Raw genomic sequence first — 21,494 nt, 5'->3', positions numbered from 1 at the left:
TATGGACGTAGGATCACAGAACGCATATCCGTCTTGCTCGTTGAGCAACTTCGCAGCGCACGAGTTCGTCATCGACGGCGTACGCTGCGCTTCTATGGAAGGCTTCTTGCAGTCGCTGAAGTTCTCCAATCCAGACATGCAAGAACATGTATGCTCCCTTATCGGCATAGCCGCCAAACGCGCCGGAAAGGGCAAGAACTGGCAGAAGAAGCAGACGCTGTACTGGCGTGGTGAAAAGATCGGACGACGTTCCAAGGAATACCAAGACCTTCTCGACCGTGCCTATCTGGCGCTGTTCCAGAACCAAGGATTCCGCTGTGCGCTCCGTGCCGCCGGAAATGCCACTTTCACGCATAGCGTGGGCAAGCGCAAGGAAGGCGAGACCGTGCTTACTATTCAGGAATTCTGTCACCGTCTGAACTGGCTCCGTGACATGCTGCCGTCTGCCGAGGCCGACAGCGTGGAAGCGGTCAAGAAGCTGTGGTAAGGAGGCTGTATGACTGGGTCAGAAATGATGATTGCCGTGTTGATTGTCGGTGCCTTGTTGTTCCTCTTTTGCTGGTGGTCTACTAGGGAACCGGAAATAAAGCTAGATGCGGAGCTGGGCACTGTAGAAATCGTCGAAATCGACGGTCAGTATGCGGTTCGCCAGTACGGCTATTATGCCGGATACGGCAAGCCGATGCAGATCGACATTGACAAGGGCTCGGAGCCGTTCGGTAGTGGGTGGTTCTGCTGGGAGAATCGGTTCGGCGCTAGGACTCCTATTACATTCAAAAAGAAGCCAGAATGGAGCTATGTCGATGAAGATGGACATTCGACTGGCATATTTGGTGCTGCGGACGCGCCAAGTAGTTATGCTCTATGGTCGTATGAGTTCGCCGAAAAGGTTGCTGCGAAAGCCAAAGCTCATGCTGGGGATCAGCGCAATGAGATAGAAGCTGCACGTATCAGACGCCAAGAATTCGATGAATGGCGAGAGAAAGGCAAGACTGCAAAGGCCGTCAAGCGCATCTAGGGGACGTAGTAGTCGTCGTGATCGGTGATGAAGTCGAACAGCCATGACAGCAGTCCGATGGCAATTACCATTGCGAGGAAGAACAGTGCTACCAGTGCGCCTGGAGCCATCAATCCATAGGTGAAGGCTGCGCCGTCGGAGCCAGCGTTCTGCGCGGCAAGAAGCGTGAGAGTTGTGGATAAATCGTTGCTCATACTAAAACTCGTTTATCCACAATATAGCAGCATTTATACTAAAAAAGCAGTGACCTTAGTCACTGCTTGTTCTGTATCACATGTCATACCGAAAATTGTTCGTGTGCGCTAGTATAGAGTTGTCTTCCTCATGAGACTTATCCGCGATATACAAACACGTTTTTCGAATGATCGTGTTGAATATGCCGAGCAGTTGTTCCTTGACTGATTCATGGCTCATCAACTGTTCCAAGGCCGTCATCTGGAACACGTTGTATACGACCTTTATTGCGACGTCCTTGCCAAGTACGTATTCGATCTTGTCGAATATGTGGCCATCATTCAAGAATGCGAAATCCACGTATTCGGACTTGGGGTCGCCGTTGGCATCGATAGCATAGCCGTCCTCAATGAAGTCATTATAGTTGAAGTGCAGCGTGTATCCGTGGCTGTTGGCGATGCCATGTCTTTCATTGTCGTGAATGACCGTGCTGATGGAATGGACGCAGCCGTTCCTGGTGACGATGAGTGCTTGATAGTGTGATTGTTGTAGTTCCATGTCCGAAAATATAGCAAATTGCTGACACGGTGTCTATATTTTGCTATATTTTGGGCATGGGCACAACAAACATATTACTTTCTATACATCCGGAATGGGCAGAACTCATCTATTCTTGCGAGAAACAAGTAGAATGGCGTAAGTCCATCCCAAGGCAGATCAACTATAATCCGTTGCACAAGGAAGACCGTGTTCGTGTGTACATGTACGAGACGGCCCCGTACGGATGCATCACCGGATATTTTGAACTGGCTGACGTGGATCGTGTGGACACACACGGCATAACCGAGGACGACGTCTTGGTGAAGATGGGTCGTGTACCGTTTGCCGACTTGGTTAAATATCAAGGAAAGTCGGACAGTATCTTCGCTTGGCGCATCGGAACAAATACTAAGTTTAACAACAACCAGCTGATGACTCTGGAAGACTTCGGTCTGAGACGTGCGCCCCAGAGCTGGTGCTACACAGACATCAACATTTAGGAGACAAACCATGGCAACTAACATCGAACTTCTTAAAGAAATCGAAGACGGCATGGACGAATACCGCAAGGCGTCTGACGAGTCCATGCAGGGATGGAAGAAGCAACAGCAAGTTGAAGACAAGGTAATCCGCAAGGTGTTGACCTTGACAAAGGGCCAAGAATTTATCGACAAGGTTGACAGCTTTATCGGTCGTCGCATCATGAAAGTCGATGCCAACGGCGGCGTCACCATCATGACTGTCGAAAACGTACGGTTCGACAAGTGGGAAATCGTCTTCTACGGCAATGGCGTCAAGTATACTGGCAACTCTACCGCGTGGGCCGAAGACCGTCTTGAAGTAAAGTACAATTCGGTTGACGACGAGCTACCGACAATTTCGTTTGCTGAATCCGTTGACGTCGACGAAATCATCCGTCGCGTCGAGGAAGCGAAGAAGGATGCCGTAGACACGGCGGTGCAGCGCATTAGCAAGTTCTATGACGACTCTATCGAGACCATCAAGAAGCTCTCGCTCAACCCGACAAACTTGCGCGAAGACAGCCATTTGTGCAGTCGTTGCGACGGAACGGACAAGCTCGGAGAGATCTGCCAGTGGAGCTGGCGTGAACTTATCCGCGACTTCGGTAGCGAGGAACAGAAGGCCGAAGTGTTCGGTGACTGTACGGACGAGGTAGAGAATGTCGGTTAAGCAGCGTCTCATGTGGCTCCACTTGTGGGTCATCACGATATTGGCGTTTCCGTTCACGGTGATCGCCTTCTTGGTGAGTATGCTCGCTCTTGGCTTCCTTTACATCGCCAAGGCCGTATTCATGCCAGCGTACTTCTTGTACCGGGTGATAGGGCCAAAACCTAAAAAGATCGAGGAATACAAGATAATCAAGAATTGGCTGTGCGACTTCTCTGAGTTCTTGCTCGACAAGGCGGACTGGAGATAATTTTCTTTAAAGTAATTCATTCAACACAGAGGACTAAAACTATGTTAATTGATCAAATCAACAACGATATCATTGCCCACATGAAGGCGAAGAATTCAGTGGATGCCACCATACTGAAGACGCTCAAGGCGGACATTCAGAAGGTCGCCATCGACTCAAAGAAGGACATCGACGACGCCATGGTCATCGACGTGGCCAGCCGTACTGTCAAGCAGTTCAACGACGCCCTCGACATGTATGTGAAGGCGAACCAAACGGATCATATAGCGGAAACCCAGCACCGCCTCGATGTCGTGAAGGCTTATCTGCCGGAACAAGCGTCCGAAGACGATGTAATCGCCGCAGTAAACGAAGTCAAAGCCAAGGTTGGTGCCACTACCAAGCGCGACATGGGTCTCATGATGAAGGAACTGTCGCCGATGTTCAAGGGCAAGTTCGACCAGAAGAGACTTTCCCAGCTGGTAAGTTCCGTGCTTGCTTAATTTGGCCTGGAAATAAGAAAAAGGATCGCTTCGCGGCGATCCTTTTTTGTTATTTGACTTTAATGTATTTGTTGTACTTCAGCTCGTTCTCGACGTCGATCATCTTCTTGCGGTGAGCCTCGTAGCATTCGATGAACTCTTGCGCTTTCTCTGGAGTATCGAAGCTGACTATGTCTCCGTATCCGCATAGCTTGTAATAGTCCTTGTCGTCAACATGCGGATACTTGCACCACTTGAGATCGTGTTCGAGAATGACAAACCAGCCTTGGATGAACCAGAAGAGTCTGTCCTTGTACAGGGGCTGATACCGCCACTTTTCTTCATCGTAGCAGTAGACCTTTTCAAGTTTCCATTCGTGACGCTTGTATTCTTTCTTGCTCATTTCCACAGCCTCGTAAGGAAGTCCTCGTCGATCTCGACGGGCTGGTGATTTACCGGGACAAGCGTGAGCTCGAATTCGTGGTTGTGGGGATCGTACTCGGTTCTCGGCCAGTAGTCGTAGATGGAATAATGCTTCATGAACTGGTCGATTTCGTCGTCGGTCACTCCCATCTTCTTCAAGGTCTCGTTGGCCTTGAGACTTGCCGTGATTTCGCTTTCATTGTGGTCGCCGTAGTCGTCGTTCCCGTTTTCGCCGAACTCGGCTTCCACCGCATAGTTGAACATGGCAAGCAGTTTCATGCTTTCCTTGTTGGTGTCGTCGATGAGCCAGACGTCTTCGCCCTTTACTCTCGTGTGCGGTTCGCTGTAGCCTTCCGGCGGATAGATGTATCCGTGGTTGCTCTTGATTTCGTCATCGCCTTCGTCGAACTCGCAGTTGAATTTAAGTAGCCATTCCATGGTGATCTCCTATAATGCGGCCAGACGGCCAAAGTTGGCCATGCCCCAGTTGATTGCTTGTTCCCTAGACACGAAAAAGTGGATACCTTCGGTGCAGTCCCGGTTGGGATTCTTGTCGAGATTCGACGATGCGAGCTCGTTTAACTTGTACTCGAAGTTCTTGTCGAACCACGAGTGGGCCGAAGTGTCGATAATCGCTGTCTTCGTGAGGGTCGGGTAGAAATGTCTCGGAATTACCTTGTCTGTACGGTAGAAACCGCTTCCAGACTCGATAAGCGTGGCGTCATCCGGAATGTCCATTTCGAGGATGAACCAGCGGAACTCGTTGTAGCGGATTACGGCCTTGTAGCCCTTGGTAGGTCTTTCCATATTACGTTCCTTCGCAGCTGTATTCCAATTCGTACATGATGCCGTCGGCGGAAAATTCTGGCGAGTATCCGTTGCAGTAATGCTGTATAATTAGCCCACAGAAGTTGTCGACGGTTCCCTTTCGGCAGTTGTGCTTCCTCTGGAGAATGTCGTCCACCATTTCGGCATACTGTTCCTTGGTAACCAAGTCGTAGTATCCGAACGGATGTACCTTTACGACTTCGCGCATAACCATTGGATGCGCCATGGCGCATTGCATGACGGCGTCGTTATCGTTTGCCGCGTAAGTCGCAAATCGGTATTCCGTGCCTTCGTTATCCTTCCAGTAGACACGGTAGTCCTTCTTTGCGTTCCACGGTTTACCGTCGCCTTTCAGCCAGTGCTGCAAGGTCTCGCCGTACTTCTTGTACCATTTCGGTATACAGTCTGACATATTACTTTCCTTCGGAGTTGACGATGCCGTCGGCGACGTATTCCGGGTTGATGCCTTCCTTGTAGCAGTCCTCGATGAAGCAGTCGTAGTTGCCTTGCTCGTTCATTTCGAAGTTGACCTTGCGGCCATGCTTCTTCTCAAGGATCTCGTACACCTTGCTGCGGTGTTCGTCCTCGGTCATGCCGAGAGCGGCGATTTCCTTCTTGAAACCGGAAAGGTAGTCGTTGAACTTCTTGTGACGCTGGCGGTCTTCTTCGGCATGCTGCAGTTCGTATTCGTAGTCGCGCTGGGCCATTTCGATCTGACGCTGCTTCCATTCTTGGAACGCGGTTTCGTCCGAGAGGGCCTTTTCGTACGACTTGATGCCTTCTACGTACCACTCGGTATCGTCCGGTTCGGTCATGTTGAGCTGTTCGAGCGCAAACTTCTTCACGTCGGCATACTTTTCGTCGACATTCCATGCCTCGATCTTCGCCTTGATTGGGTTGATGCGGTCGAGCATTTCCTGGTTTTCCTTGAGGGTCTTGTTGTAGGACTCTTGCTCGTGTTCCAGATCCTTTCTGAGCTCTTCGCGCCATTCGTCGTCGGTACGAGCCTTGTATTCTTCGAGACGCTTCTTTTCGGCATCGACGTTCTTGATGTGATAGGTGTCCAAGGGAATCTCGTCAGGGAGTTCCGTGCCGTGGTCGGCGTCTCGGTAGCGGATGAGGACGCCGAAGGCGTAGAGACAGCTTTTCAAGTAGTCTTCGGCGGTATTGATCTTGCCGTTGACGATGTCGCATGTGTATCCAGTCATTCTTGGCATTGTGTTGCTCCTTGATTTACCAGTGAAGATGGCAGTGGCCTTCGTGGCGACCGAGGGAATACGATTCCGAAAGGTGCAGCTTTCCGAGCTCGCGTTCGACGACTTGGAAATGGGCTACAGTCATCGTGAAAAGGATGTTCTTGCGGTCGTCATCGGCCCAGAAGTCGCAGATCCCGGTCGGCTCGTACTTTTCGTCGACTCTGGACTTGTAGTAGAGCGTCATTCCATGTACATTGAAGTTGAGCGGGTCGTCGGTAATCTTCCTGATGGCTTCCTTGACCTTTTCCACCGCGTTGATGATTTCCTCGTCGGTGATTGGCGCTTCGCTGAAGGCGGCTTGCTTCTGATTGATTTCGTTGATAAATTCCAAAGTAGGGTCGTTCATGATGGGGTTTCCTTTGTCCAAAATATAGCAAATTACTGAAGCTTTGTGGTGACTTCGCCGTTGTTTTCGTCCATGAGGCACTTCACGCCCAGGTTCTGCAGACGGAGTTCGGCGTATGCGTTGACTTCGGCCTTGGCCTTCACCACCATCGTCGCCATGTCCTCCTTGAAGCAGTGCTTCACGTACTTGACGTTTGCGACGGTATTGCTGCGCACGATCTGCATCTGTCGGATGAGTTCGGACATCTGGGCCTTGCCCATCGGCTTGCCGGACTGCAAGATGTCTTGCACATACTTCTCCAAGTCGCTGAGGTTGTCCTTGAACTTGTCGAAGGTGAGTTCGGTCTGGACGTTGTATTCCTCGGCGATGTTGCGCATTTCGACCTTCTCGGTCGGCTTGCCGTCGATTCGAGTGAGTGTGCAGGGGACACCGCCGTCCACGTTTCCAGCGGTGAGGAATTCGGCCCACTGGATAGGGGTCATTTCGATTTCCAGCATGGGCTTGAACTCTGCGCAGATCCGTCCGCCTATGTGGGTACTGTCGAGGTCGTGGTCGACATAGGCCCTGCTGATGCGGATGCAGACCGGGGAGTCCGTCTTGATTTCGGATCCGAACATGGCTTGCGGTGCGCCGCAAGATAGGCGGTTCCACGAGATCATGCCCATGTAGTCTTTCTGGTCAGACTTTGCCATTGGTGTGTCCTTGTTGTTATTCGTCTTTACCGAAGGTGAGTTCCTTGCGGCCCTTGGCCCATGTGACTTCCGGGATGAATTCGTCCATAGACCAGTCGATGTCGTGCTTTCCGTGAGCTTCGTCATAAAGCAAGTCGAAGTCGGTTGACTGGTCGATTCCAGCATCATCCATCATCTTCGTCAGCTCTTCGGCGAGTGCGACCAAGATGGGCAGTCCGATGTACGCCTTGTATTCCGGATTTGCGTAGGTTCCGTTCGAGAAACCGATACGTGTAGAGAAGAAGTCGTGGTAGGACATTGCGTCCATTGCGCTGATAAGGCGGACGATGTCGTACATGCCCTTCTGTTTGTTGAGCTCCATGAAGTACGGAAAGTGCGTAAAGAGGAATTGCAAGTCCGAATTGTCAGTCATGCCGTTGAAGTGGTCGTCCGGAATCTTGGGGACGATGCCGTGTTCGTCACGGAGCTTCAAGAGGAGCTGGCAACTGAGCCTTGCTCTGGGGAATATCATCCTGGCATACTTGTCGGCACGATACAGACGCTTTTCGTCTCTAATCATGATACTCCACATGTACTTGAGGCCGTTAAGAAAGCCGATTAGTCCAGTTGCAGCGCGAGTGGCGTTGAACACGGCGTATCTTATGGAGTTGAAGTCGACTTGGTCGTGAAGGGCGTGTTTGCGTTCTTCATCTGTGAGAAATTGTTTCGGTTCGGTAAACATTTTATGTCCTTGTTGTTTGGTTTGTACTTGGAATATAACAATAAAAATCCAGTCTGTCAATACTAGACTGGAATTTTTATTAACTTTTTACCATTTCGTCGATATCGACTCCGCTCTGGGCGGCAAGTTTCCGCGCCAGGGCTTCCCAGTCGACTTCCTTTTTCTTCGTAGGCTTCGGTTTGGGAGTAGTCTTCTTGCGAGGAGGCCGCTTCTTGACCAGTTCGCGCACCTTGTCGAGGATTCCCATGTGGGTAAGCACTTGTCGGCAGTCGAAGATGAAGTAGGTGGCCGTCTTGTCAAGAGTGCTGGGGTCGGCGAGCAGCAGTTCGCGTTCGTACTTCGCCTTGCGTAGAGCGGCTACGTACATGTCGACAAACTTGTCCGTCACCGTCTTGAATACGTAGTGGTTGCCTACTGTGTACTCGGCGGCTTCATGACGACCGTCTTGGTAAGGTTCGTCATCGGGGCCGTAGCACGGGCCAAGGCGCTCGACTACGAAATCGGTATGGACTGGCCAGACAGAAAATGTCTTTCGGTCAAGGTTGTGACGGCGTTCTTGCGAGAACCGTATCTTCTTGACGCGGCTCCAGTGGCCGCTCAACCGTGCGCTTGCTTCTGGGTGGGTGTGCTCGCCGTATAAGAGGCCGCCATAGATGATGTCGTCCAGCTGGATTTCCTCGCCGTTGAAGTCTGCCGTGCTGACATCGACTTCGCAAGGGTGCGGTTCATCGCAAGACAGCTCGTATTTCTCGTACCACGACTCCGTCGCGTTCCAGTTGAACTTCTCTCCCGGCTTCTCCATCAAGGATTCCTCGACGAACTGGTGGAAGTCGAAACGGCTGTCGCAGTAGGCATGGAAGGTGTAGAAAACTTTAAGACCTTCATCGGTCAGTTCGGCTCGCCATTCCTCGATGAAGTATTCGGCGTTGCTGGTCTTGTCGACGAATCGGTCGCCAAGTGAGTATTTCATTTTGATTTTCATGTCACCAAATATAGCAATTTCAATCTAAAAATGCTATATTTCATAGAAATGAGTTATCGGATTTATTATGGCGTATGCGAATAAATGGTTAATGAACGAGCTTGCGCACAACTTCAGGAAGTTCCGCAGCTTCATCAAGGACGGCGTCGTGTGCGTTACCGACTGTCCCATGACTGCCGAGGAACGCGAGAAGGTTCGCGATATCGCTATAGGCGCTCGCGAGGTCGATACGCATGTCGTTGTACCAGATGAACGGATGAAGCTGCTAGAAGCTCGTCTGCATGACCTTCTGGAACTCTACCCAGAGGCCCAGCTGACTCGACAAGCGGACGGAATCGTCTTGAAGTACCGTGGTCACTGCTACGACATGGACGTGGCGTACGACATAATCGCAAGGCCGTACACGCTGCGCCTTCTTTCGCTAGACATTCAGAAAGACAAGGAATACGAGGACTGGAAGGCCGACTGTAAAGCCACGGTGGAAATACCGTGGCGAGACTATGACGACTGGCAGCTGACGCATCCAAATTCGTCTATGAGGCCGTTCAAGTGTTGGTTCGATTAGTCCAGGTGCGACAGCATCTGTCCGTCGAAGAACAGCTTGAAAGACTCCAACACTTCTGGGTGAGACAGTAGCTGCTGCTTTTCTTCCTCGAACGTGATTTCACAGCATTTCTTTCCAATTACGCGGCTTATGGCACGGTGAAGTAATTCGTCGTTTGTCTTCAAGTCGTCAAGCTTTTTGAAGTATTCGTTGCAAGAGGCGATCACGGCTCGGTCGATCTCCATCTGCATTTCCGAAATCTCCGGCTCGTCGTCGATGTCGTCGAACTCGACTTCTTTTATGCTGTATATCTCGCATACTTGGCTAGTGCCGAACAAGGCGTATTCGACCTTGGCGCTTTCGCCGTCAAACGGCTTTTTGTCGTTGATGCATGCGCCGCCGTTCGGCACGATGCCGATATCCGGCCATTTTTCATACCAGTCCTTGATGAACTTTTCGGCTCGCTCCTTGCTCTTGAATACTTTCAAGAGTGTCGTGTGGTCGCAAACCGTGTCTTTCTCAACCAGGCATGTAAAATCTTTCTTGAGGGCGATGTCGGTGTGGTTGACGGCGTAAAGTTTCTTGGGATTAAATAGTTCTTGTTCCATGACGTAGAAATTACAATAAAAAAGACCGAGGCGAACCTCGGTCTTCTTGCAACCATCTATGTCTAAGACTTACTTGGTTTCAGCTTTCTTGCCGTCAGCCTTCTTGTCGTCATCGTCGAGCATCTGGCCGATGATCTTGTACATGTAGATCTGATTGTAGTCAATCTGACCGCCTTGCATGGCCTGGAAGATCATGAGCTTGTCGAGAGGAATGTCTTCACCGCTTTCGATTGCCTTCATGATCTTGCCGTTCATCTTGGCTTCAATCACCTTGTTGAGGTTGACCTTGCCGTCGTCGCCGATGGCGTCCATCATCATGAGCTTGCTGTAGTCGATTTCGCCGTCCTTCTTGAACATGCTTTCGGCCATCTTGACCTTCATCATGCCGATGGCGTCGATCTTCTTGATCGGAGCTGCGGTAGGTACGTTCTGTGCGTTTGCGTTCTGGTTATCGGTAGCCATAGTTTTGGTCTCCTTTTCGTCTGTTGTTTGAGTGTTTAATTTCGGTAGTTTGTCTCTCTGTCCTTTGGACAAAGAAGAGTAGAAGTCTTGTGCGCAGTCGATGGCATCCTTGTCTTGATACCACCAGTTTCGGCAGTAGTCGATAAAATATTCGATTTTGTCAGACTCTTTAGCGAATGCTTGCTTGTCAATCGACGCATATTTGACAAGTTCATCAAGCACGTTATTCAAGTACTGGTTATATTCATCCGACTCATCAAAATTGATAAAGGTCGGTTCTGTAGTAGCTTCTTCCTTGGAGAATCTGCCGTTTCGCCTTGTAGTAGCCATTTTTTCCTCCGTTTTCTTCGGTTTGAGTTTTCGTAACGCTTGTACATCCTCAGGCTCGCCTTCCAGTCGGGTCTTGTAGAACTTGAAGACGTCAAGTACGCTCTCGGAGTTTTTGTACTTCGGTAAGCAAGACCGACAGAAGTCGCCGATGGGGAGCTTCGTCTTGTCGATGGAACACTTTCTCTCCAACAGGTCGGCGACTTTGTTCAAGAAACGGTTGTAGCCATCGTCGTGCGAATACTCTAGTAACTTTAGTAGCATGTATTCGATTTCGTCGCCAGAACAACTGTTGTAGAACTCGATTGCCGTCCAGTGGGCGTCAGGTCGTTCATCGTAATACTTCCAGCACGTTTGAGGAAAGCTAGTGAATTCGGCTAACTTTCGCTTGTCGATATGGTACTCAGCCTCCAAGCAGTCGGCTACCTCGTGCAAGAATTTGTCGTACTTCTCGTCGTTCGAATATCTGAGGTCTTCGGTGCTCTTGGCGAGGTACTTGTTGTAGTAATCCAACGCGCATGTAGATGGCATTGTATCCTTTCTCAAGTAGTCGGTGGCGAAATGGGATACTTCACTGAGATTTAACTTATGGACGTCGACGTTGAACGAATCTGCAAGTACCGTGTAGATTCTTCGCAAATATTTGTTAAGCATATCAACGTTGTTCGGATCACTCATCGTCAACCTCGTCGGTTACGTGGTAAAATATAGCAAAGTTTGCATGAAATATCAAGGGGTTGTGTCGGCAGAGTATGCCTTGTGCGGAGCATATCATGACCACGCCCACGGAAGTACGGACATTGTCCCTACGGTGTACTTCTTGCGGAACAAATTCTCGGTTGTCTGGCTGACTTGACACGGACGGAAGATTATCTTGTTCTTCTTGATCTCGTGCAGCTCAAAAGTTTCGATTTCGTGCATGGCGCTGTTGTCAGGGCAGACAAATTCGCCGTGGATTCTGACATGGTCATGACCGTTAGAGACGCGGATCGACGTGACGAAGAACGGAGACAATACCTTGTCATAGTCTTCTGTGCCGACTTCTTTGCGCAAAGAAGTGTCGACGATGTACACGAACTGACCAAGAATTTTCATCAATTCCTTGTTGACTTTTCGTTCCTTCTTACGGAAGTCGGCGGTCAGCTTTTCGATCTCGACCGAGTAGATGACGCTCTGCGCCGTACGCGCTATCGCGTAAACGGCGTCGAGTTCCTTGTCGGACAGCTTGATAGGGGTTCCGTTGGCGACCATGTCGTCAACGGTCTTTCGTGCGTCAGTCCATTTCATTTCACGAACCTTGCGTAGCTGAGGCTGCATGTCTGCTGCTTGTCGGTGTTGTTGAGCAGATGGATCACGCCACGGCCTCCGCGCAAGATATGGTCTTCGACGCCGTCCACGATCTGCTCGTCAAGGTGTACGTCGGCTTCGAGGTCGTGGTTTCCCCAGTAGGCGAACACGGATTCGTCGAAATCCTCGTACTTGATGCGGACTGCGGTAGTGTCTGGAAACCCGGTGTCGATGGTGAGGTGCGCCTTCGGAGAAAGTACGTACTTTGTCTGCGGCGGCAATGCCGGAGTTTCCTTGTATGCAGGGCACATGTGTTCGAGTTCAAAGAACACCTTGTTGTGGGCGAACGGAACTTCGCTGGTGGCGAAACTCATGTATTCGCCGAATACGTACATGAACTGGTGCATCTGCATCTCGTACAACGGAACGAGCTTACCAAGGTATTCGGCGTAGAAGATGTCCTTCTTGAGCCTTTCGATGTATGCAGCTTTGTCGTTCGGTTCGTACTTCTGCGCGATGACGTCGAACGTCTGTTCGTTCGGCATGATATACACAGAAAGGTTGGTGTTCATGGATGCAAGCATTATACTTCCTCGCTGTAAATGTTGGTTATGACGATGTCCCTGTCCTTGTTCTTTTCATCATAGATACTCACGACACTACGGTTCTTCATAACGTAGTCTTGGACATTATTGATGGCTTCCCGGACATTGTCCGCTTCATTTGTGAAAGTCTCGCGTACGAGCTTCGGGGAATAGGCCACAAATTCGTGGTATTCTGCGACCATTGCGTATCTTCGTCTCATCGAGAAGTCTCCTCTGTATAGATATTGGTCACGGTGACTTCGCCCTGCCAAGGATGGCGGTTTGCAATGCACCACTCTTTCGCTTTGGTCATTGCCCGATCAACGCTACTGGCGGTCGTGGTAAAGTTTTCTCGCTTCGTGACACGGTCGAACTGGGTAGACTGGTAGACAAAGGTTCGGCACTCGTACGCGGTATACTCTACCACCATGATGTATTTCTTCATGCTATACCTTCTTGTACTTGTCTGGGAATTTATTGACAAATTCTTCGACTGTCCACACTTTGGCGTAATCGCCAGTCGGATAGTCGTCGAGCTGGATGATGTGGCAATCGGTCGTCTTGGGGCCGAAGAACGCGACGCCAAGGTATTTCGACGGGATGTTGTCCGCAAGCCACACCTTGTCGTTACCGACGTAGAACTTGATTCCGTCCTTCTGGGCGGCCTCGGTGTCTACGCGAAGGATAGCGACGTCCTTCTTCTTGCGTCTGGCGACGCTGTCGGCCATTGCACGGTCGACGGACAAGTGGACGTACTGGCGCTGCATTGGAACGAGTCCGTTCTTCTTGATGGCGTCGAGCGCTTCCTTTGTAGTTCCGTGGTATAGTACCTTTGGCGGAACGCCTTCTTCCTTCTTGATGAACTGCGGTACGCTGTGTCCGTACAGTGCGCGGATCTTGTCGCCGACGATCTCGTGACGCTTCTTTTCCGAAGTGCGGATGATTTCTTCCAAGTCGGCCTTGGTGACGGCTCGGTCGTAGTTGCCGCCCTCGTTGATCGCATGGAGGAGCTGGTCGATAGGCACGAAGCCTTCCTCGTCCAGTTCGAGTTCGTATTCTTGCGGCGCATGGCGCAGCGCGTAGGAGATTTCCTTGGAGAGTTCGGTGAGTTTCATAGCTATCCTAAGTCTGAAATGCTGGAAATGATTATGGTCGGACATTGGTCTTCGCTGATGCCTGGGTTTTCCTTTAAGAAGGCGGTCTTGACTCGCTTGAATACGTCGTCAAGCATATCCTTGCCAGTCTTGTCGGTGGAGTACCAGACATTGCCGTAGACTTCATTAGCGCCGTCCAGATGGCGGTATGTGACGAGGATAGCGCGGTACTTTGGCTTCTTGACATAGCCGAATGCGTTGAGTATTCGTTCGATCATTTCGATCTCCTAGTAGAAGATGCAGAGCTTGTGCGGATTGTCCTTGCACTTGGGATCCGGACATTCAGTCACGATAAGCTCTCCACCGTGCTCCTCGTGATTCTCCTTGTACTTGAAGCGGTACGCCCTCATGTATTCCGGCTTGGGAGCGAACACGCCGCCATAGCGCTTGCACTTCCATGTGTCGAAGCCAGTCCAGAGACAGCCGCCTTCGTAGTTGTTCTTGACCCAGTCCGGATCTGGCTCCGGAATGATGTCGTAGGCGTCTGGGTAGCTTTCGAGGATACGCTGCTTTACTTCGTCGAGTTCTGACATTGGTGGTCTCCTAGATTGAATTTGATCTTGCGTCTGATGGAGTCTTCCCCATACACGAGGCCGAAGACGTACCTGTAGCGGATGTCCGCGTGTTTCTCGCACATTCCGCACCAGTAACGAGCGTCGCCGCCTTCGTAATAGGCTGGCTGGTTGCACCCGCCCACGAAGCAAGTGTCCTTTCCAGTATAGTGACTATCCTTCATGGTCTCGCGGAATTCCGGATAGGTCAGCACGTCTGGGTAGTAGAGGCTTTCCGCCTCGTCATGGAGCGCGTCAAGTTCCTCGTCGGACATGGCGTTCGCAGTTTCTCTCATGTCGTGGAGAGACATCTTCTTCAAATCGTCAAGGGTCATAGGCTATCACTCATCAAACTCATCAAACGTATGACCATATAACCAGCCGAGGTCGTCAACGAAAGCTATCAGTATGGCGATCAGTACAAGTCCGAGCATTCCCAAGAATATCCATAGAATGTCACCTTGGTTCCATGATGTGCAGATTGTTGCGCAAGTTGATAAGGTGTCATTGGTCATAGTTGAAAAGAAATATAGTAGTTGATGAGTATCTTGTCAAGAGATCACCTTTTTACTATATTGAAACCATGCCTTACAAAATCCAAAACAAGATGTATGTACTGTCTGGCGGACTATCGCCGGACGACAATCTTTCCGACTTCAGATACTTTACCAAGTACGGCCTTGGGCGCGTACCTCGCGGATACATCCACCGCATCTTCGACATAGCACTCGAAGTCGACGTGACCGGACTCAACATCGAGTTCGATAGGTACGAAACCGACGCCTACTGGACATGCTGCGACCACGAACGCTGTCTCAAGGACGTCAAGCTCACCCGTGTCGCGTACATCGACGGCAAGTGGCGCAAGCTGGACATCGATCCGTACGCCGACGCCTACGATTGGCTCAAGAAGCAAGGATACCATGACAAGCTCGGCTACGGCGGAGGCTGGTTCAGCAAGGACAACTGTCCGTCCTACAAGGAACTCGTCTACGAGTATTTCAACTACAAGGGCCGCAACCACTCGCCGGAATGGGACACGAAGACCAAGCTGTACGCTGGAATCATCGCAGACTACAAGCACGACCAGTTCAAGATCTACAACGGTGATTCGCCCAACTTCATCCAAAAATATGTCGGCAACATCCGCGTCGAGGGAGAGACCGTCATCATCAAGATGCACGACGACGAGTACAAGTTCCACCGCGAGACCGACGAGGACTTCATCCGCTGGACGAAGATGTGCGTGGAAGGCTACAACGAGGAGTTCTTGATGCATGTCAATGACGAGGACTCCAAGCGCGACGAAAGCGAGAACCGTGAACACGCCAAGGATGCCGCCGAGCGAGCTGAAAAGGAAGAAGACTTGAAGAAGTTTCTGGATGAGAGAATCGACTTCGAAGTCCGCCTATCGCAGCACAACTTCCAGAACAAGCTGGCAGAATATTTCAAGGAAGAAAGACGAGGGCCGCAATGGTACAAAAAGTAATCAAGTCAACCAAGGACAACCGTGCCAACTTCGCGGCATCCGTCGTCGCCGACATGGAAGCGTTCGCAAACAAGCACGGACTGGTCTTGGGCAAGCGAGAATATGTCGATAAGAAGTCGTGGGATCATCTTGGAGACCTTCACGAGATGGACGTGCTGCAGCTGGACGCCATTCTGTTCAGCGGCATCGTATCCGCGATTAACGGCATGGAATACGTCATCATCTACAACAGCGATGGCCCCGGATTCGAGTTCTGTATGCTGTCTACCGATTACTGGAAGACGTATGCCAACGAAGAAGGGCGTATTAGTTGGTATCACGGAAAGGATGGCGACCACGAACTATTCTTTGCTAGCGAATTCAATTGCGTGAACCGAGCTCGCCACGACCTCGAAGACCAGTACCCAGACTTCAGAAATCTGTGCCATAACGACTGGGCGAAGCACTGTTCCGAAGGAGCGCTTGAAGGCATGATGGCCGCGTTCCGCGAATGCGAGGCGAAGCACGTACGCCGAGAGAAGAACAATGCCAACTTGGACAAGAAGCATGAAAAGATCGAGGACGCCGAAGACCAGCTTCCCAATATCCTCGACGTGCTTGCACCGATGGTAGGCGGCAGCGAAATCTTCAACGGATATGAACGGCACATCTATGCACACAAGAAGTATCCGGTGAATGTCATCACAAAACTGAACACGGGTCTCGCAGACTCATATACTGGGTGCCACATCAGCTACAAGCCCAAGCGAGACAAATTCTGCGTACAGTTGTGGATAACGGTCGACGTAGCGAAGACTGGAGGCGAGTTCGCCGCCATCTGTGGAGAGAGGGCGTCTTGGTACGAGGAAGGTATCTCGATCGACCGCGTGGCGCAGTACATCAAGCACTGCCTCGAAGTCGCCAAGCTGTACGGCGAGACCGCCAGCAAGCTGGCAGAACTGAACAAGAAACTGAATGGTAAATAAATGAACACAACACCTAAAGACCGTTACGAGCACAAGCTCCGCAAGTTCCTCAAGGAAATCGACAGTTTCAAGGGAGACGTCGATTCGTTCCTCAAGCACCGTACCGAAGTGATGAAGAAGTACGGATTCACCGAGGACGACTGGCACAAGGCTTGCCGACTTTCTCGATCGGTGCCGGAGCGCAAGTTCTACCGAGACAACGTCGGCATCAAGAAGGAACCTCTCAACTCCAAGGAGAAGTCCGACAAGAAGCTCGAACAAGACATGATGTCCGGCAAGCAGCAGTTCTTCGACGAGGATGGCGAGGCCGCAATTAAGTACGAGGACGCTTGGATCGCCGACGTGTACGAGCCGAACGACTACGACGAGAGCTTCCTCGCCAAAGAGGTACAGTGATGAAAAAGAAATTCTACATACAGCTGATCGTCAACACTGACGGTATTGTATACGACTACGGCATCAAGCTGAACAAAGACATTGCTGAACAGGACTTGAACGAGACTTTCGACCGTATGTCGGAAGAAAGAAGGCGAGTTTGCCACAAGGAACTCCACGAGATAGAACTGGACATCTAGTGAGGAAATTATGACAAAAGAAGAAATCTTGAACAATGTAAAGAAGGCCGTTCCGACTACGGCTCGTAACAGTATGGGTTGTAATGAGTCATGGTACGATCCGTACTTCGCCATGAAGGAAGTGTTCACCGAGGGCGAGCTTGCCGCTATGACAGAACAAGAGCTGAACAACTTGTATAAGCTCGCAGACAAGATATCCGAGGCACTGTACTGATGATGGACTGGAAAGAAATCTTCACTCCGCCGTTCACGACGGACGAGTACAATCCGGGGACGATCTGGGCGTCCAACTTCGAGATGGTCACTACGCCAACGAACTTGATGGATATCGCAGCAGACAACTACGTCTTCGGTGCCGAACGCGCCATGGAAACCATCGTAGAGGCCATGAACGCCAAGTGCGAAGGCCGCGAGCCCAAGTGCCCAATGAAGCTTGAGGACATAAGGTACGAGGGATCCAAGGATTCCGCCACCGTCTACTTCACCGCGTACGGCGACAAGATGTCGATAGAAGTGCGTGGCTGGGGTCTGCTCACTGGCCCCAAGAATATGCCTCCAAAGGAAGCCGCCGCTATCCAGGACGCGATCGGACAGTTCATCGTAGAAAGCGTGAACGATGCAAACAAGATAACCGAAGGAGAACAGAAATGAACGCTTCAGATTGTCAAGAACTTGCTGGATGGCTCGAAATGGTACACCCAGAAATCCTCGATGAATTTAAGACTTCCAAGAAGAATGACTTCTCGGACGTACCACCGAGTCAAGCATATTTCGACGTCAAGAAGGAAATTGACGCCATTGTCAATGCGTCTGAATATGAATTCACGCAGACGGCCTACAACCCTCGGTACAAGGACATGATCGGTTACTACTACAAAGGCGAACTGGCATTCGTCTATGACCACACTTGCATCGAAGGCGGACTTAGACCGCACTTCACATACTGGGTTGATTTTTTCAAGCGGAGCAACGAACATAAAGAAATGTGTTGCAATGACCCAGACCGCAAGTATTCGTACACCAAGAGCGGAATCATCAAGGCGGTCAAGAAGGTGCTAGGGCAAATCGCCGATCACGAAAATGAATAACAGAAAGGACGGTCAATGACCGTCCTTTTATGCTTCCAGTATAATCGCTGTATCGCCGCCCTTCAGCATGCACCACCAGAACGGATCTCGTCGAAGTCGGAACCCGAACCTCTGGAGTATTGCGTCCAGCTCGTCGATGGTCTCCTTCGACTCAGGAACCTTGTAGCTCTCTCCGTTTCCGTACGGCAAGAACTCGTCCTTGTGACGGTCGCACCAGTCTTGCACCGCGTCGATGCTGTGGTTGCTGATGAACCGCTTGCCGAGGTATAGGTCGATGCACGGCACGATGGACGGCATGAGGAACTTCGCCGTCACCTTGCCGTCATTGAACGAGAAGTTAATCTGGTTACGAGCCGCCATTACGCCTTCTTTCCGACCTTTACCTTGATCGGCTTGTGATTGTGGCGTTCGCATGCTTGATGGTAGCCTTCGATCACGCTAGCCAGATTGGTGTCCAGCATCTTCATTACTTCGTCCGTAGTAAGCTGCGATTCGTTTGTTGCAAACAGCTCAATGTTGAGCTTCTGCTTCAGACCTGGGTCGATAGCAATCATGCCACTGTCCATGCAGATACATTCATCGCTTCTGACAACGAACGTGACCTTGGAATCAAACTTGTTGGTCACGTCGTCGTCCAAGATTCTCATAATCTTGTCGATGTGGTAATACATGCCGTCGCCGCTGGTGCTCCACTTGCCGACCAACGTCCTTGCCGCTTTCATCAAGCGCCTCTTTTCGCTTGCATTGAGTCGAGTAGCCTCTTTGACCAAGTCGACATTGTCGGCAGTCTGTTTTTGTGGTGTAGTCTTCTTTTTTGCCATGTTATTCTCCTTGTTTAATGTCATACTTTCCTGAACGCTACCGTTGCCGTAGCCTCAAGCGCACAGACCTCAAAGTTATTGCCGTAGTACCACTGGAGGAACGGTATGCCGCTGTTGTTGAGATATCCTCGGTCGCCGCTGAACTTCGACTTGGCGACTCCGGCGGACTGGTAGTGGGTCGCATCAGCGATGCTGTTAGTCCATTCCCCAGAGCTGTTCTTCGTCTTCCAGTACTTCAACGTCGGCTTCGACGGATCCTCCGTGATGATGGCCGCCACGACGTAGAACTTCGTCTCCTCGGTGTGTAACGGGGCCTCTAACGTCTTCACTTCCGTCGGCTCGGCCTTGGCCAGCTGCTTCTGGCGCTTCTCGTAGCGTTCCTTCTGTTTCTCCAGATAGTCGCGCAGTTTCTCCTCGGTCAAGTGTTCCCATTCGGTGTATCCATTCCTGGATCCACACGGCCCGAACCATACGCCGCCGACGGTAAGGCAGAGAATGGAATGCTTGAAACCCTTGAGGTAAAAATCGTTCAGACTCAAGTCGAGCTTGGGATCGATGTCGGTGATGCAGTCGTACTCGGCGACTATCTTCTTTAATTGTTGTTCGTCCATATCAGTCCTTACAAATTGGCAATGTGTTCCAGCATTAGGCTCTTCATGAGCATCAGCCGTTCCTCTATAGGAATGTTGACCACCGGGCCTTCAGTGAACGCTTCCACGGAGTCTGGAAGCAGCTTCTCCATGCAGTCCATAATGGCCTTCTTACGTTCCGGACTGGTGTCGTCGTACTTTACTGAAGCGAGCCAATGAAGCGCCTTGTTGGATTCGATTGCGGAGAACGAATTGATCAGCTGGTCGAACAGCTTGTCGACCATTTCGTCGGTGACATCTTCCCATGCTACTCCTTGCAACTGCGTCGGTTCTACGGCAAGCGGTTCTCCGCAGTACAGCCAGTTTCCGTCAGCGATGATCGATTCCGTTACGCCGGGCTGGTGGAAATTAGTCTTCACGAACGAGTTACCGTGTACTTTCATTGTCTTGCGCAACCACGGCCCTCTCGGAGCTGGCTCTTTCGAAATGCGTTCGATGAACTTCTGGATGTCCCATCGAGGCATAGGTTCCTTGGTGTAGTCGATTGCCGTGTTGCATGTTTCGTCAACCATTCTGTAGGCGTAATGGGTCAAGTATGAAAGGCTACCGTCCGGACAAACGATGGCGAGCGCAGTCGGCTTTCCCCAGATCCGTCCTTCCTTGTCGGTGCTGTTCGGATAGCGTCCAGCCTTACACGCATCTTCGGCGGACTTTCCCCACACGATTTGCGGATCGAAAAAGGTCGGGACTCCTTCGTCGCCTTGGTCGCGATAAACGCTTGCTACTAGATACTTCTGCATATCAATACTTCCATAGATCTTTAGGGTTGTCCATGCTGTTGTCCTTCATGATCTCCTTCCAGATCGCGAATATCGACCTATTCTCGTCCGGTGAGCACCAGAAGCAGATTGCGATGAGGAAGTTGAATACGGCTAATATCGGCATAAAGACTACCAAGCATACTACGTAGAGCCCGGTAATGAACCATCTGACTGCGGTTTTCATGTGGTCTCCTTCTTCAATGTGGATTCGTAGGTTTCTGGATCGTAATGGCAGTTCTCCGGAACATCTAGGGAATACCAGCAAGCTTGCTTGTATCCTTGCGCAAGCAGTTCGTCGATCTGCTGCATGGACTTCTTGACCAGCTCGATGGCTACTTCAACCTTGTCCCTGCTGCGGAATGCACGGCTTTTCCAAAAACGGAAGTCAGTTCGCTGGCTGCACGGCGACTTTTCCTCCAACGAGTTCACCTCGAAGAACGGATGTATGTGGCCGTTCATCGTAGCCAGCAGTATTCCCTTGTAGAACCCTTGCGGCACTTCCCACTTCATTCCCTTGTCATCCTCGCGTTCGACCAGTCCGGTCTCTGCGATGAGCTTGTTCCATCTATCGTATACGTTCATGTTACCAGTTCCTCGAAAGTTCGCAGTCTGCCCCTCGTTCCTCGTGGAGCCTCTTGAGTTCCGGGTCGAAGTCCTCGGCTATCCGTCTGGCTATGCGGTGATAGTCGACGTCGGCGCTTTTCCACTTATCGAATGGGTCTTTCCACTGTTTCTTCTTTCTGCTCATG

The 21,494-nt window shown here is 50.9% G+C and carries 41 protein-coding genes and 1 pseudogene; 15 read left to right on the top strand and 27 right to left on the bottom strand.

From position 1 onward, the window contains the following. Position 1 precedes the first annotated feature (1 nt). Complete coding sequence (locus ACJMM9_RS08920; RefSeq protein ID WP_405325891.1) at positions 2-487, top strand: hypothetical protein; 486 nt, start codon at positions 2-4, stop codon at positions 485-487. 9 nt (positions 488-496) lie between these two features. Continuing rightward, entirely contained in the window at positions 497-1,018 is a 522-nt protein-coding gene (locus ACJMM9_RS08915) for a hypothetical protein (protein ID WP_405325889.1), read from the top strand. Here the strand turns inward: ACJMM9_RS08915 and ACJMM9_RS08910 are convergent. Then, positions 1,015-1,212 carry a hypothetical protein gene (locus ACJMM9_RS08910; protein ID WP_405325887.1) on the bottom strand — a complete coding sequence of 66 codons (198 nt, stop codon included), beginning with the start codon at positions 1,210-1,212 and terminating at the stop codon, positions 1,015-1,017. The genes ACJMM9_RS08915 and ACJMM9_RS08910 overlap by 4 nt on opposite strands. A 76-nt stretch (positions 1,213-1,288) precedes the next feature. Beyond that, the gene (locus ACJMM9_RS08905) at positions 1,289-1,750 is read right to left on the bottom strand and encodes a hypothetical protein (RefSeq protein ID WP_405325885.1); all 462 of its coding nucleotides are present in this window, start codon (positions 1,748-1,750) and stop codon (positions 1,289-1,291) included. 56 nt (positions 1,751-1,806) lie between these two features. Here ACJMM9_RS08905 and ACJMM9_RS08900 point away from each other — a divergent pair, with 56 nt between their 5' ends. The 4 genes from ACJMM9_RS08900 to ACJMM9_RS08885 are packed head-to-tail and all read left to right on the top strand — an operon-like array spanning position 1,807 to position 3,652. Further along, positions 1,807-2,232, top strand: coding sequence for a hypothetical protein (locus ACJMM9_RS08900; protein WP_405325883.1), 426 nt, complete (start codon positions 1,807-1,809; stop codon positions 2,230-2,232). A 10-nt stretch (positions 2,233-2,242) separates the two neighbouring features. After that, on the top strand, positions 2,243-2,923 hold the full coding sequence (locus tag ACJMM9_RS08895) for a hypothetical protein (RefSeq protein ID WP_405325881.1): 681 nt from the start codon (positions 2,243-2,245) through the stop codon (positions 2,921-2,923). Further along, positions 2,913-3,170 carry a hypothetical protein gene (locus ACJMM9_RS08890; RefSeq protein WP_405325879.1) on the top strand — a complete coding sequence of 86 codons (258 nt, stop codon included), beginning with the start codon at positions 2,913-2,915 and terminating at the stop codon, positions 3,168-3,170. Before ACJMM9_RS08895 ends, ACJMM9_RS08890 begins: the two co-directional genes overlap by 11 nt. A 41-nt stretch (positions 3,171-3,211) precedes the next feature. After that, on the top strand, positions 3,212-3,652 hold the full coding sequence (locus ACJMM9_RS08885) for a GatB/YqeY domain-containing protein (RefSeq protein ID WP_405325877.1): 441 nt from the start codon (positions 3,212-3,214) through the stop codon (positions 3,650-3,652). A gap of 49 nt (positions 3,653-3,701) precedes the next feature. On the opposite strand, the gene ACJMM9_RS08880 is transcribed toward ACJMM9_RS08885, so the two are convergent. The 9 genes from ACJMM9_RS08880 to ACJMM9_RS08840 form a co-directional block, all read right to left on the bottom strand. Further along, positions 3,702-4,034 carry a hypothetical protein gene (locus ACJMM9_RS08880; RefSeq protein WP_405325875.1) on the bottom strand — a complete coding sequence of 111 codons (333 nt, stop codon included), beginning with the start codon at positions 4,032-4,034 and terminating at the stop codon, positions 3,702-3,704. Next, positions 4,031-4,492 (bottom strand): hypothetical protein, encoded by a 462-nt coding sequence (locus ACJMM9_RS08875; RefSeq protein ID WP_405325873.1) that lies wholly within the window; start codon positions 4,490-4,492, stop codon positions 4,031-4,033. The genes ACJMM9_RS08880 and ACJMM9_RS08875 overlap by 4 nt, the downstream gene beginning before the upstream one ends. 9 nt (positions 4,493-4,501) lie before the next feature. Further along, positions 4,502-4,861 (bottom strand): DUF5758 domain-containing protein, encoded by a 360-nt coding sequence (locus tag ACJMM9_RS08870; RefSeq protein WP_405325871.1) that lies wholly within the window; start codon positions 4,859-4,861, stop codon positions 4,502-4,504. 1 nt (position 4,862) lies between these two features. Beyond that, on the bottom strand, positions 4,863-5,294 hold the full coding sequence (locus ACJMM9_RS08865; protein WP_405325869.1) for a hypothetical protein: 432 nt from the start codon (positions 5,292-5,294) through the stop codon (positions 4,863-4,865). A 1-nt stretch (position 5,295) separates the two neighbouring features. Next, positions 5,296-6,099, bottom strand: a complete 804-nt coding sequence (locus ACJMM9_RS08860; protein ID WP_405325868.1) for a hypothetical protein — start codon at positions 6,097-6,099, stop codon at positions 5,296-5,298. Positions 6,100-6,115: 16 nt separating this feature from the next. Beyond that, positions 6,116-6,484 carry a hypothetical protein gene (locus ACJMM9_RS08855; RefSeq protein ID WP_405325866.1) on the bottom strand — a complete coding sequence of 123 codons (369 nt, stop codon included), beginning with the start codon at positions 6,482-6,484 and terminating at the stop codon, positions 6,116-6,118. Between the two features lie 32 nt (positions 6,485-6,516). After that, complete coding sequence (locus ACJMM9_RS08850) at positions 6,517-7,176, bottom strand: hypothetical protein (protein WP_405325864.1); 660 nt, start codon at positions 7,174-7,176, stop codon at positions 6,517-6,519. 16 nt (positions 7,177-7,192) lie between these two features. Further along, positions 7,193-7,897, bottom strand: coding sequence for a hypothetical protein (locus ACJMM9_RS08845; protein WP_405325862.1), 705 nt, complete (start codon positions 7,895-7,897; stop codon positions 7,193-7,195). Positions 7,898-7,976: 79 nt separating this feature from the next. After that, complete coding sequence (locus tag ACJMM9_RS08840; protein ID WP_405325860.1) at positions 7,977-8,867, bottom strand: hypothetical protein; 891 nt, start codon at positions 8,865-8,867, stop codon at positions 7,977-7,979. Between the two features lie 79 nt (positions 8,868-8,946). Between ACJMM9_RS08840 and ACJMM9_RS08835 the strand changes: the two genes are divergently transcribed. Continuing rightward, complete coding sequence (locus ACJMM9_RS08835; protein ID WP_405325858.1) at positions 8,947-9,444, top strand: hypothetical protein; 498 nt, start codon at positions 8,947-8,949, stop codon at positions 9,442-9,444. On the opposite strand, the gene ACJMM9_RS08830 is transcribed toward ACJMM9_RS08835, so the two are convergent. From ACJMM9_RS08830 to ACJMM9_RS08785, 10 genes and pseudogenes are all read right to left on the bottom strand, one after another. Continuing rightward, complete coding sequence (locus ACJMM9_RS08830) at positions 9,441-10,031, bottom strand: hypothetical protein (protein ID WP_405325856.1); 591 nt, start codon at positions 10,029-10,031, stop codon at positions 9,441-9,443. The two genes, ACJMM9_RS08835 and ACJMM9_RS08830, sit on opposite strands and share 4 nt — an antisense overlap. A gap of 69 nt (positions 10,032-10,100) precedes the next feature. Next, the gene (locus ACJMM9_RS08825) at positions 10,101-11,498 is read right to left on the bottom strand and encodes a hypothetical protein (RefSeq protein ID WP_405325855.1); all 1,398 of its coding nucleotides are present in this window, start codon (positions 11,496-11,498) and stop codon (positions 10,101-10,103) included. Between the two features lie 93 nt (positions 11,499-11,591). Beyond that, a complete protein-coding gene (locus ACJMM9_RS08820) occupies positions 11,592-12,107 on the bottom strand; it encodes a hypothetical protein (protein WP_405325853.1) in 516 nt (171 codons plus the stop codon). Beyond that, positions 12,104-12,691: a hypothetical protein gene (locus ACJMM9_RS08815; protein ID WP_405325852.1), complete on the bottom strand. Its 588-nt coding sequence runs from the start codon at positions 12,689-12,691 to the stop codon at positions 12,104-12,106. Before ACJMM9_RS08815 ends, ACJMM9_RS08820 begins: the two co-directional genes overlap by 4 nt. After that, positions 12,691-12,912, bottom strand: coding sequence for a hypothetical protein (locus tag ACJMM9_RS08810; protein WP_405325850.1), 222 nt, complete (start codon positions 12,910-12,912; stop codon positions 12,691-12,693). The genes ACJMM9_RS08815 and ACJMM9_RS08810 overlap by 1 nt, the downstream gene beginning before the upstream one ends. Then, entirely contained in the window at positions 12,909-13,136 is a 228-nt protein-coding gene (locus ACJMM9_RS08805) for a hypothetical protein (protein ID WP_405325848.1), read from the bottom strand. Before ACJMM9_RS08805 ends, ACJMM9_RS08810 begins: the two co-directional genes overlap by 4 nt. Positions 13,137-13,269: 133 nt before the next feature. Further along, positions 13,270-13,806 (bottom strand): annotated as a pseudogene (locus ACJMM9_RS08800) (RNA 2'-phosphotransferase); the annotation flags it as partial. Positions 13,807-13,808: 2 nt separating this feature from the next. Next, positions 13,809-14,063: a hypothetical protein gene (locus tag ACJMM9_RS08795; protein WP_405325846.1), complete on the bottom strand. Its 255-nt coding sequence runs from the start codon at positions 14,061-14,063 to the stop codon at positions 13,809-13,811. Between the two features lie 9 nt (positions 14,064-14,072). Next, a complete protein-coding gene (locus ACJMM9_RS08790) occupies positions 14,073-14,378 on the bottom strand; it encodes a hypothetical protein (protein ID WP_405325844.1) in 306 nt (101 codons plus the stop codon). Continuing rightward, the gene (locus ACJMM9_RS08785; RefSeq protein WP_405325842.1) at positions 14,357-14,731 is read right to left on the bottom strand and encodes a hypothetical protein; all 375 of its coding nucleotides are present in this window, start codon (positions 14,729-14,731) and stop codon (positions 14,357-14,359) included. The genes ACJMM9_RS08790 and ACJMM9_RS08785 overlap by 22 nt, the downstream gene beginning before the upstream one ends. A gap of 248 nt (positions 14,732-14,979) precedes the next feature. On the opposite strand from ACJMM9_RS08785, the gene ACJMM9_RS08780 reads away from it, so the two are divergent. The 7 genes from ACJMM9_RS08780 to ACJMM9_RS08750 are packed head-to-tail and all read left to right on the top strand — an operon-like array spanning position 14,980 to position 18,513. Continuing rightward, positions 14,980-15,885, top strand: a complete 906-nt coding sequence (locus tag ACJMM9_RS08780; RefSeq protein WP_405325840.1) for a hypothetical protein — start codon at positions 14,980-14,982, stop codon at positions 15,883-15,885. Beyond that, positions 15,870-16,850 (top strand): hypothetical protein, encoded by a 981-nt coding sequence (locus ACJMM9_RS08775; protein WP_405325838.1) that lies wholly within the window; start codon positions 15,870-15,872, stop codon positions 16,848-16,850. Before ACJMM9_RS08780 ends, ACJMM9_RS08775 begins: the two co-directional genes overlap by 16 nt. Beyond that, entirely contained in the window at positions 16,851-17,246 is a 396-nt protein-coding gene (locus tag ACJMM9_RS08770; protein ID WP_405325836.1) for a hypothetical protein, read from the top strand. Next, on the top strand, positions 17,246-17,425 hold the full coding sequence (locus tag ACJMM9_RS08765) for a hypothetical protein (RefSeq protein ID WP_405325834.1): 180 nt from the start codon (positions 17,246-17,248) through the stop codon (positions 17,423-17,425). The genes ACJMM9_RS08770 and ACJMM9_RS08765 overlap by 1 nt, the downstream gene beginning before the upstream one ends. A gap of 10 nt (positions 17,426-17,435) precedes the next feature. Next, a complete protein-coding gene (locus ACJMM9_RS08760) occupies positions 17,436-17,639 on the top strand; it encodes a hypothetical protein (protein ID WP_405325832.1) in 204 nt (67 codons plus the stop codon). Beyond that, a complete protein-coding gene (locus ACJMM9_RS08755; protein ID WP_405325830.1) occupies positions 17,639-18,076 on the top strand; it encodes a hypothetical protein in 438 nt (145 codons plus the stop codon). Before ACJMM9_RS08760 ends, ACJMM9_RS08755 begins: the two co-directional genes overlap by 1 nt. Beyond that, complete coding sequence (locus ACJMM9_RS08750; protein WP_405325828.1) at positions 18,073-18,513, top strand: hypothetical protein; 441 nt, start codon at positions 18,073-18,075, stop codon at positions 18,511-18,513. The genes ACJMM9_RS08755 and ACJMM9_RS08750 overlap by 4 nt, the downstream gene beginning before the upstream one ends. 27 nt (positions 18,514-18,540) lie before the next feature. On the opposite strand, the gene ACJMM9_RS08745 is transcribed toward ACJMM9_RS08750, so the two are convergent. The 4 genes from ACJMM9_RS08745 to ACJMM9_RS08730 all read right to left on the bottom strand — a co-directional run bounded on the left by ACJMM9_RS08745 (position 18,541) and on the right by ACJMM9_RS08730 (position 20,724). Next, positions 18,541-18,873 (bottom strand): hypothetical protein, encoded by a 333-nt coding sequence (locus ACJMM9_RS08745; RefSeq protein ID WP_405325826.1) that lies wholly within the window; start codon positions 18,871-18,873, stop codon positions 18,541-18,543. Next, complete coding sequence (locus tag ACJMM9_RS08740; protein ID WP_405325824.1) at positions 18,873-19,334, bottom strand: hypothetical protein; 462 nt, start codon at positions 19,332-19,334, stop codon at positions 18,873-18,875. The genes ACJMM9_RS08745 and ACJMM9_RS08740 overlap by 1 nt, the downstream gene beginning before the upstream one ends. Before the next feature lie 20 nt (positions 19,335-19,354). Beyond that, positions 19,355-19,873 carry a hypothetical protein gene (locus ACJMM9_RS08735; RefSeq protein ID WP_405325822.1) on the bottom strand — a complete coding sequence of 173 codons (519 nt, stop codon included), beginning with the start codon at positions 19,871-19,873 and terminating at the stop codon, positions 19,355-19,357. An 80-nt stretch (positions 19,874-19,953) separates the two neighbouring features. After that, a complete protein-coding gene (locus ACJMM9_RS08730) occupies positions 19,954-20,724 on the bottom strand; it encodes a hypothetical protein (RefSeq protein WP_405325820.1) in 771 nt (256 codons plus the stop codon). A 32-nt stretch (positions 20,725-20,756) separates the two neighbouring features. On the opposite strand from ACJMM9_RS08730, the gene ACJMM9_RS08725 reads away from it, so the two are divergent. Continuing rightward, positions 20,757-20,894: a hypothetical protein gene (locus ACJMM9_RS08725; RefSeq protein WP_405325818.1), complete on the top strand. Its 138-nt coding sequence runs from the start codon at positions 20,757-20,759 to the stop codon at positions 20,892-20,894. Positions 20,895-20,925: 31 nt separating this feature from the next. Here the strand turns inward: ACJMM9_RS08725 and ACJMM9_RS08720 are convergent, their stop codons facing one another. Beyond that, positions 20,926-21,327 (bottom strand): hypothetical protein, encoded by a 402-nt coding sequence (locus tag ACJMM9_RS08720; protein ID WP_405325816.1) that lies wholly within the window; start codon positions 21,325-21,327, stop codon positions 20,926-20,928. 1 nt (position 21,328) lies between these two features. Next, positions 21,329-21,493: a hypothetical protein gene (locus ACJMM9_RS08715; protein ID WP_405325814.1), complete on the bottom strand. Its 165-nt coding sequence runs from the start codon at positions 21,491-21,493 to the stop codon at positions 21,329-21,331. Between the last annotated feature and the right edge of the window lies 1 nt (position 21,494).

It is taken from the genome of Fibrobacter sp. (assembly GCF_045112255.1).
Classification (GTDB): Bacteria; Fibrobacterota; Fibrobacteria; order Fibrobacterales; family Fibrobacteraceae; genus Fibrobacter.
Note: the sequence above shows the minus strand (reverse complement) of the source record. Positions and strands in the feature narration are given on the sequence as shown.

Excerpts from the sequence above, each read along its gene's own strand:
- ACJMM9_RS08920 (WP_405325891.1), top strand. The coding sequence starts at position 2 with ATGGACGTAGGATCACAGAACGCATATCCGTCTTGCTCGTTGAGCAAC.
- ACJMM9_RS08915 (WP_405325889.1), top strand. The coding sequence starts at position 497 with ATGACTGGGTCAGAAATGATGATTGCCGTGTTGATTGTCGGTGCCTTG.
- ACJMM9_RS08910 (WP_405325887.1), bottom strand. The coding sequence starts at position 1,212 with ATGAGCAACGATTTATCCACAACTCTCACGCTTCTTGCCGCGCAGAAC.
- ACJMM9_RS08905 (WP_405325885.1), bottom strand. The coding sequence starts at position 1,750 with ATGGAACTACAACAATCACACTATCAAGCACTCATCGTCACCAGGAAC.
- ACJMM9_RS08900 (WP_405325883.1), top strand. The coding sequence starts at position 1,807 with ATGGGCACAACAAACATATTACTTTCTATACATCCGGAATGGGCAGAA.
- ACJMM9_RS08895 (WP_405325881.1), top strand. The coding sequence starts at position 2,243 with ATGGCAACTAACATCGAACTTCTTAAAGAAATCGAAGACGGCATGGAC.
- ACJMM9_RS08890 (WP_405325879.1), top strand. The coding sequence starts at position 2,913 with ATGTCGGTTAAGCAGCGTCTCATGTGGCTCCACTTGTGGGTCATCACG.
- ACJMM9_RS08885 (WP_405325877.1), top strand. The coding sequence starts at position 3,212 with ATGTTAATTGATCAAATCAACAACGATATCATTGCCCACATGAAGGCG.
- ACJMM9_RS08880 (WP_405325875.1), bottom strand. The coding sequence starts at position 4,034 with ATGAGCAAGAAAGAATACAAGCGTCACGAATGGAAACTTGAAAAGGTC.
- ACJMM9_RS08875 (WP_405325873.1), bottom strand. The coding sequence starts at position 4,492 with ATGGAATGGCTACTTAAATTCAACTGCGAGTTCGACGAAGGCGATGAC.
- ACJMM9_RS08870 (WP_405325871.1), bottom strand. The coding sequence starts at position 4,861 with ATGGAAAGACCTACCAAGGGCTACAAGGCCGTAATCCGCTACAACGAG.
- ACJMM9_RS08865 (WP_405325869.1), bottom strand. The coding sequence starts at position 5,294 with ATGTCAGACTGTATACCGAAATGGTACAAGAAGTACGGCGAGACCTTG.
- ACJMM9_RS08860 (WP_405325868.1), bottom strand. The coding sequence starts at position 6,099 with ATGCCAAGAATGACTGGATACACATGCGACATCGTCAACGGCAAGATC.
- ACJMM9_RS08855 (WP_405325866.1), bottom strand. The coding sequence starts at position 6,484 with ATGAACGACCCTACTTTGGAATTTATCAACGAAATCAATCAGAAGCAA.
- ACJMM9_RS08850 (WP_405325864.1), bottom strand. The coding sequence starts at position 7,176 with ATGGCAAAGTCTGACCAGAAAGACTACATGGGCATGATCTCGTGGAAC.
- ACJMM9_RS08845 (WP_405325862.1), bottom strand. The coding sequence starts at position 7,897 with ATGTTTACCGAACCGAAACAATTTCTCACAGATGAAGAACGCAAACAC.
- ACJMM9_RS08840 (WP_405325860.1), bottom strand. The coding sequence starts at position 8,867 with ATGAAATACTCACTTGGCGACCGATTCGTCGACAAGACCAGCAACGCC.
- ACJMM9_RS08835 (WP_405325858.1), top strand. The coding sequence starts at position 8,947 with ATGGCGTATGCGAATAAATGGTTAATGAACGAGCTTGCGCACAACTTC.
- ACJMM9_RS08830 (WP_405325856.1), bottom strand. The coding sequence starts at position 10,031 with ATGGAACAAGAACTATTTAATCCCAAGAAACTTTACGCCGTCAACCAC.
- ACJMM9_RS08825 (WP_405325855.1), bottom strand. The coding sequence starts at position 11,498 with ATGAGTGATCCGAACAACGTTGATATGCTTAACAAATATTTGCGAAGA.
- ACJMM9_RS08820 (WP_405325853.1), bottom strand. The coding sequence starts at position 12,107 with ATGAAATGGACTGACGCACGAAAGACCGTTGACGACATGGTCGCCAAC.
- ACJMM9_RS08815 (WP_405325852.1), bottom strand. The coding sequence starts at position 12,691 with ATGCTTGCATCCATGAACACCAACCTTTCTGTGTATATCATGCCGAAC.
- ACJMM9_RS08810 (WP_405325850.1), bottom strand. The coding sequence starts at position 12,912 with ATGAGACGAAGATACGCAATGGTCGCAGAATACCACGAATTTGTGGCC.
- ACJMM9_RS08805 (WP_405325848.1), bottom strand. The coding sequence starts at position 13,136 with ATGAAGAAATACATCATGGTGGTAGAGTATACCGCGTACGAGTGCCGA.
- ACJMM9_RS08795 (WP_405325846.1), bottom strand. The coding sequence starts at position 14,063 with ATGATCGAACGAATACTCAACGCATTCGGCTATGTCAAGAAGCCAAAG.
- ACJMM9_RS08790 (WP_405325844.1), bottom strand. The coding sequence starts at position 14,378 with ATGTCAGAACTCGACGAAGTAAAGCAGCGTATCCTCGAAAGCTACCCA.
- ACJMM9_RS08785 (WP_405325842.1), bottom strand. The coding sequence starts at position 14,731 with ATGACCCTTGACGATTTGAAGAAGATGTCTCTCCACGACATGAGAGAA.
- ACJMM9_RS08780 (WP_405325840.1), top strand. The coding sequence starts at position 14,980 with ATGCCTTACAAAATCCAAAACAAGATGTATGTACTGTCTGGCGGACTA.
- ACJMM9_RS08775 (WP_405325838.1), top strand. The coding sequence starts at position 15,870 with ATGGTACAAAAAGTAATCAAGTCAACCAAGGACAACCGTGCCAACTTC.
- ACJMM9_RS08770 (WP_405325836.1), top strand. The coding sequence starts at position 16,851 with ATGAACACAACACCTAAAGACCGTTACGAGCACAAGCTCCGCAAGTTC.
- ACJMM9_RS08765 (WP_405325834.1), top strand. The coding sequence starts at position 17,246 with ATGAAAAAGAAATTCTACATACAGCTGATCGTCAACACTGACGGTATT.
- ACJMM9_RS08760 (WP_405325832.1), top strand. The coding sequence starts at position 17,436 with ATGACAAAAGAAGAAATCTTGAACAATGTAAAGAAGGCCGTTCCGACT.
- ACJMM9_RS08755 (WP_405325830.1), top strand. The coding sequence starts at position 17,639 with ATGATGGACTGGAAAGAAATCTTCACTCCGCCGTTCACGACGGACGAG.
- ACJMM9_RS08750 (WP_405325828.1), top strand. The coding sequence starts at position 18,073 with ATGAACGCTTCAGATTGTCAAGAACTTGCTGGATGGCTCGAAATGGTA.
- ACJMM9_RS08745 (WP_405325826.1), bottom strand. The coding sequence starts at position 18,873 with ATGGCGGCTCGTAACCAGATTAACTTCTCGTTCAATGACGGCAAGGTG.
- ACJMM9_RS08740 (WP_405325824.1), bottom strand. The coding sequence starts at position 19,334 with ATGGCAAAAAAGAAGACTACACCACAAAAACAGACTGCCGACAATGTC.
- ACJMM9_RS08730 (WP_405325820.1), bottom strand. The coding sequence starts at position 20,724 with ATGCAGAAGTATCTAGTAGCAAGCGTTTATCGCGACCAAGGCGACGAA.
- ACJMM9_RS08725 (WP_405325818.1), top strand. The coding sequence starts at position 20,757 with ATGCTGTTGTCCTTCATGATCTCCTTCCAGATCGCGAATATCGACCTA.
- ACJMM9_RS08720 (WP_405325816.1), bottom strand. The coding sequence starts at position 21,327 with ATGAACGTATACGATAGATGGAACAAGCTCATCGCAGAGACCGGACTG.
- ACJMM9_RS08715 (WP_405325814.1), bottom strand. The coding sequence starts at position 21,493 with ATGAGCAGAAAGAAGAAACAGTGGAAAGACCCATTCGATAAGTGGAAA.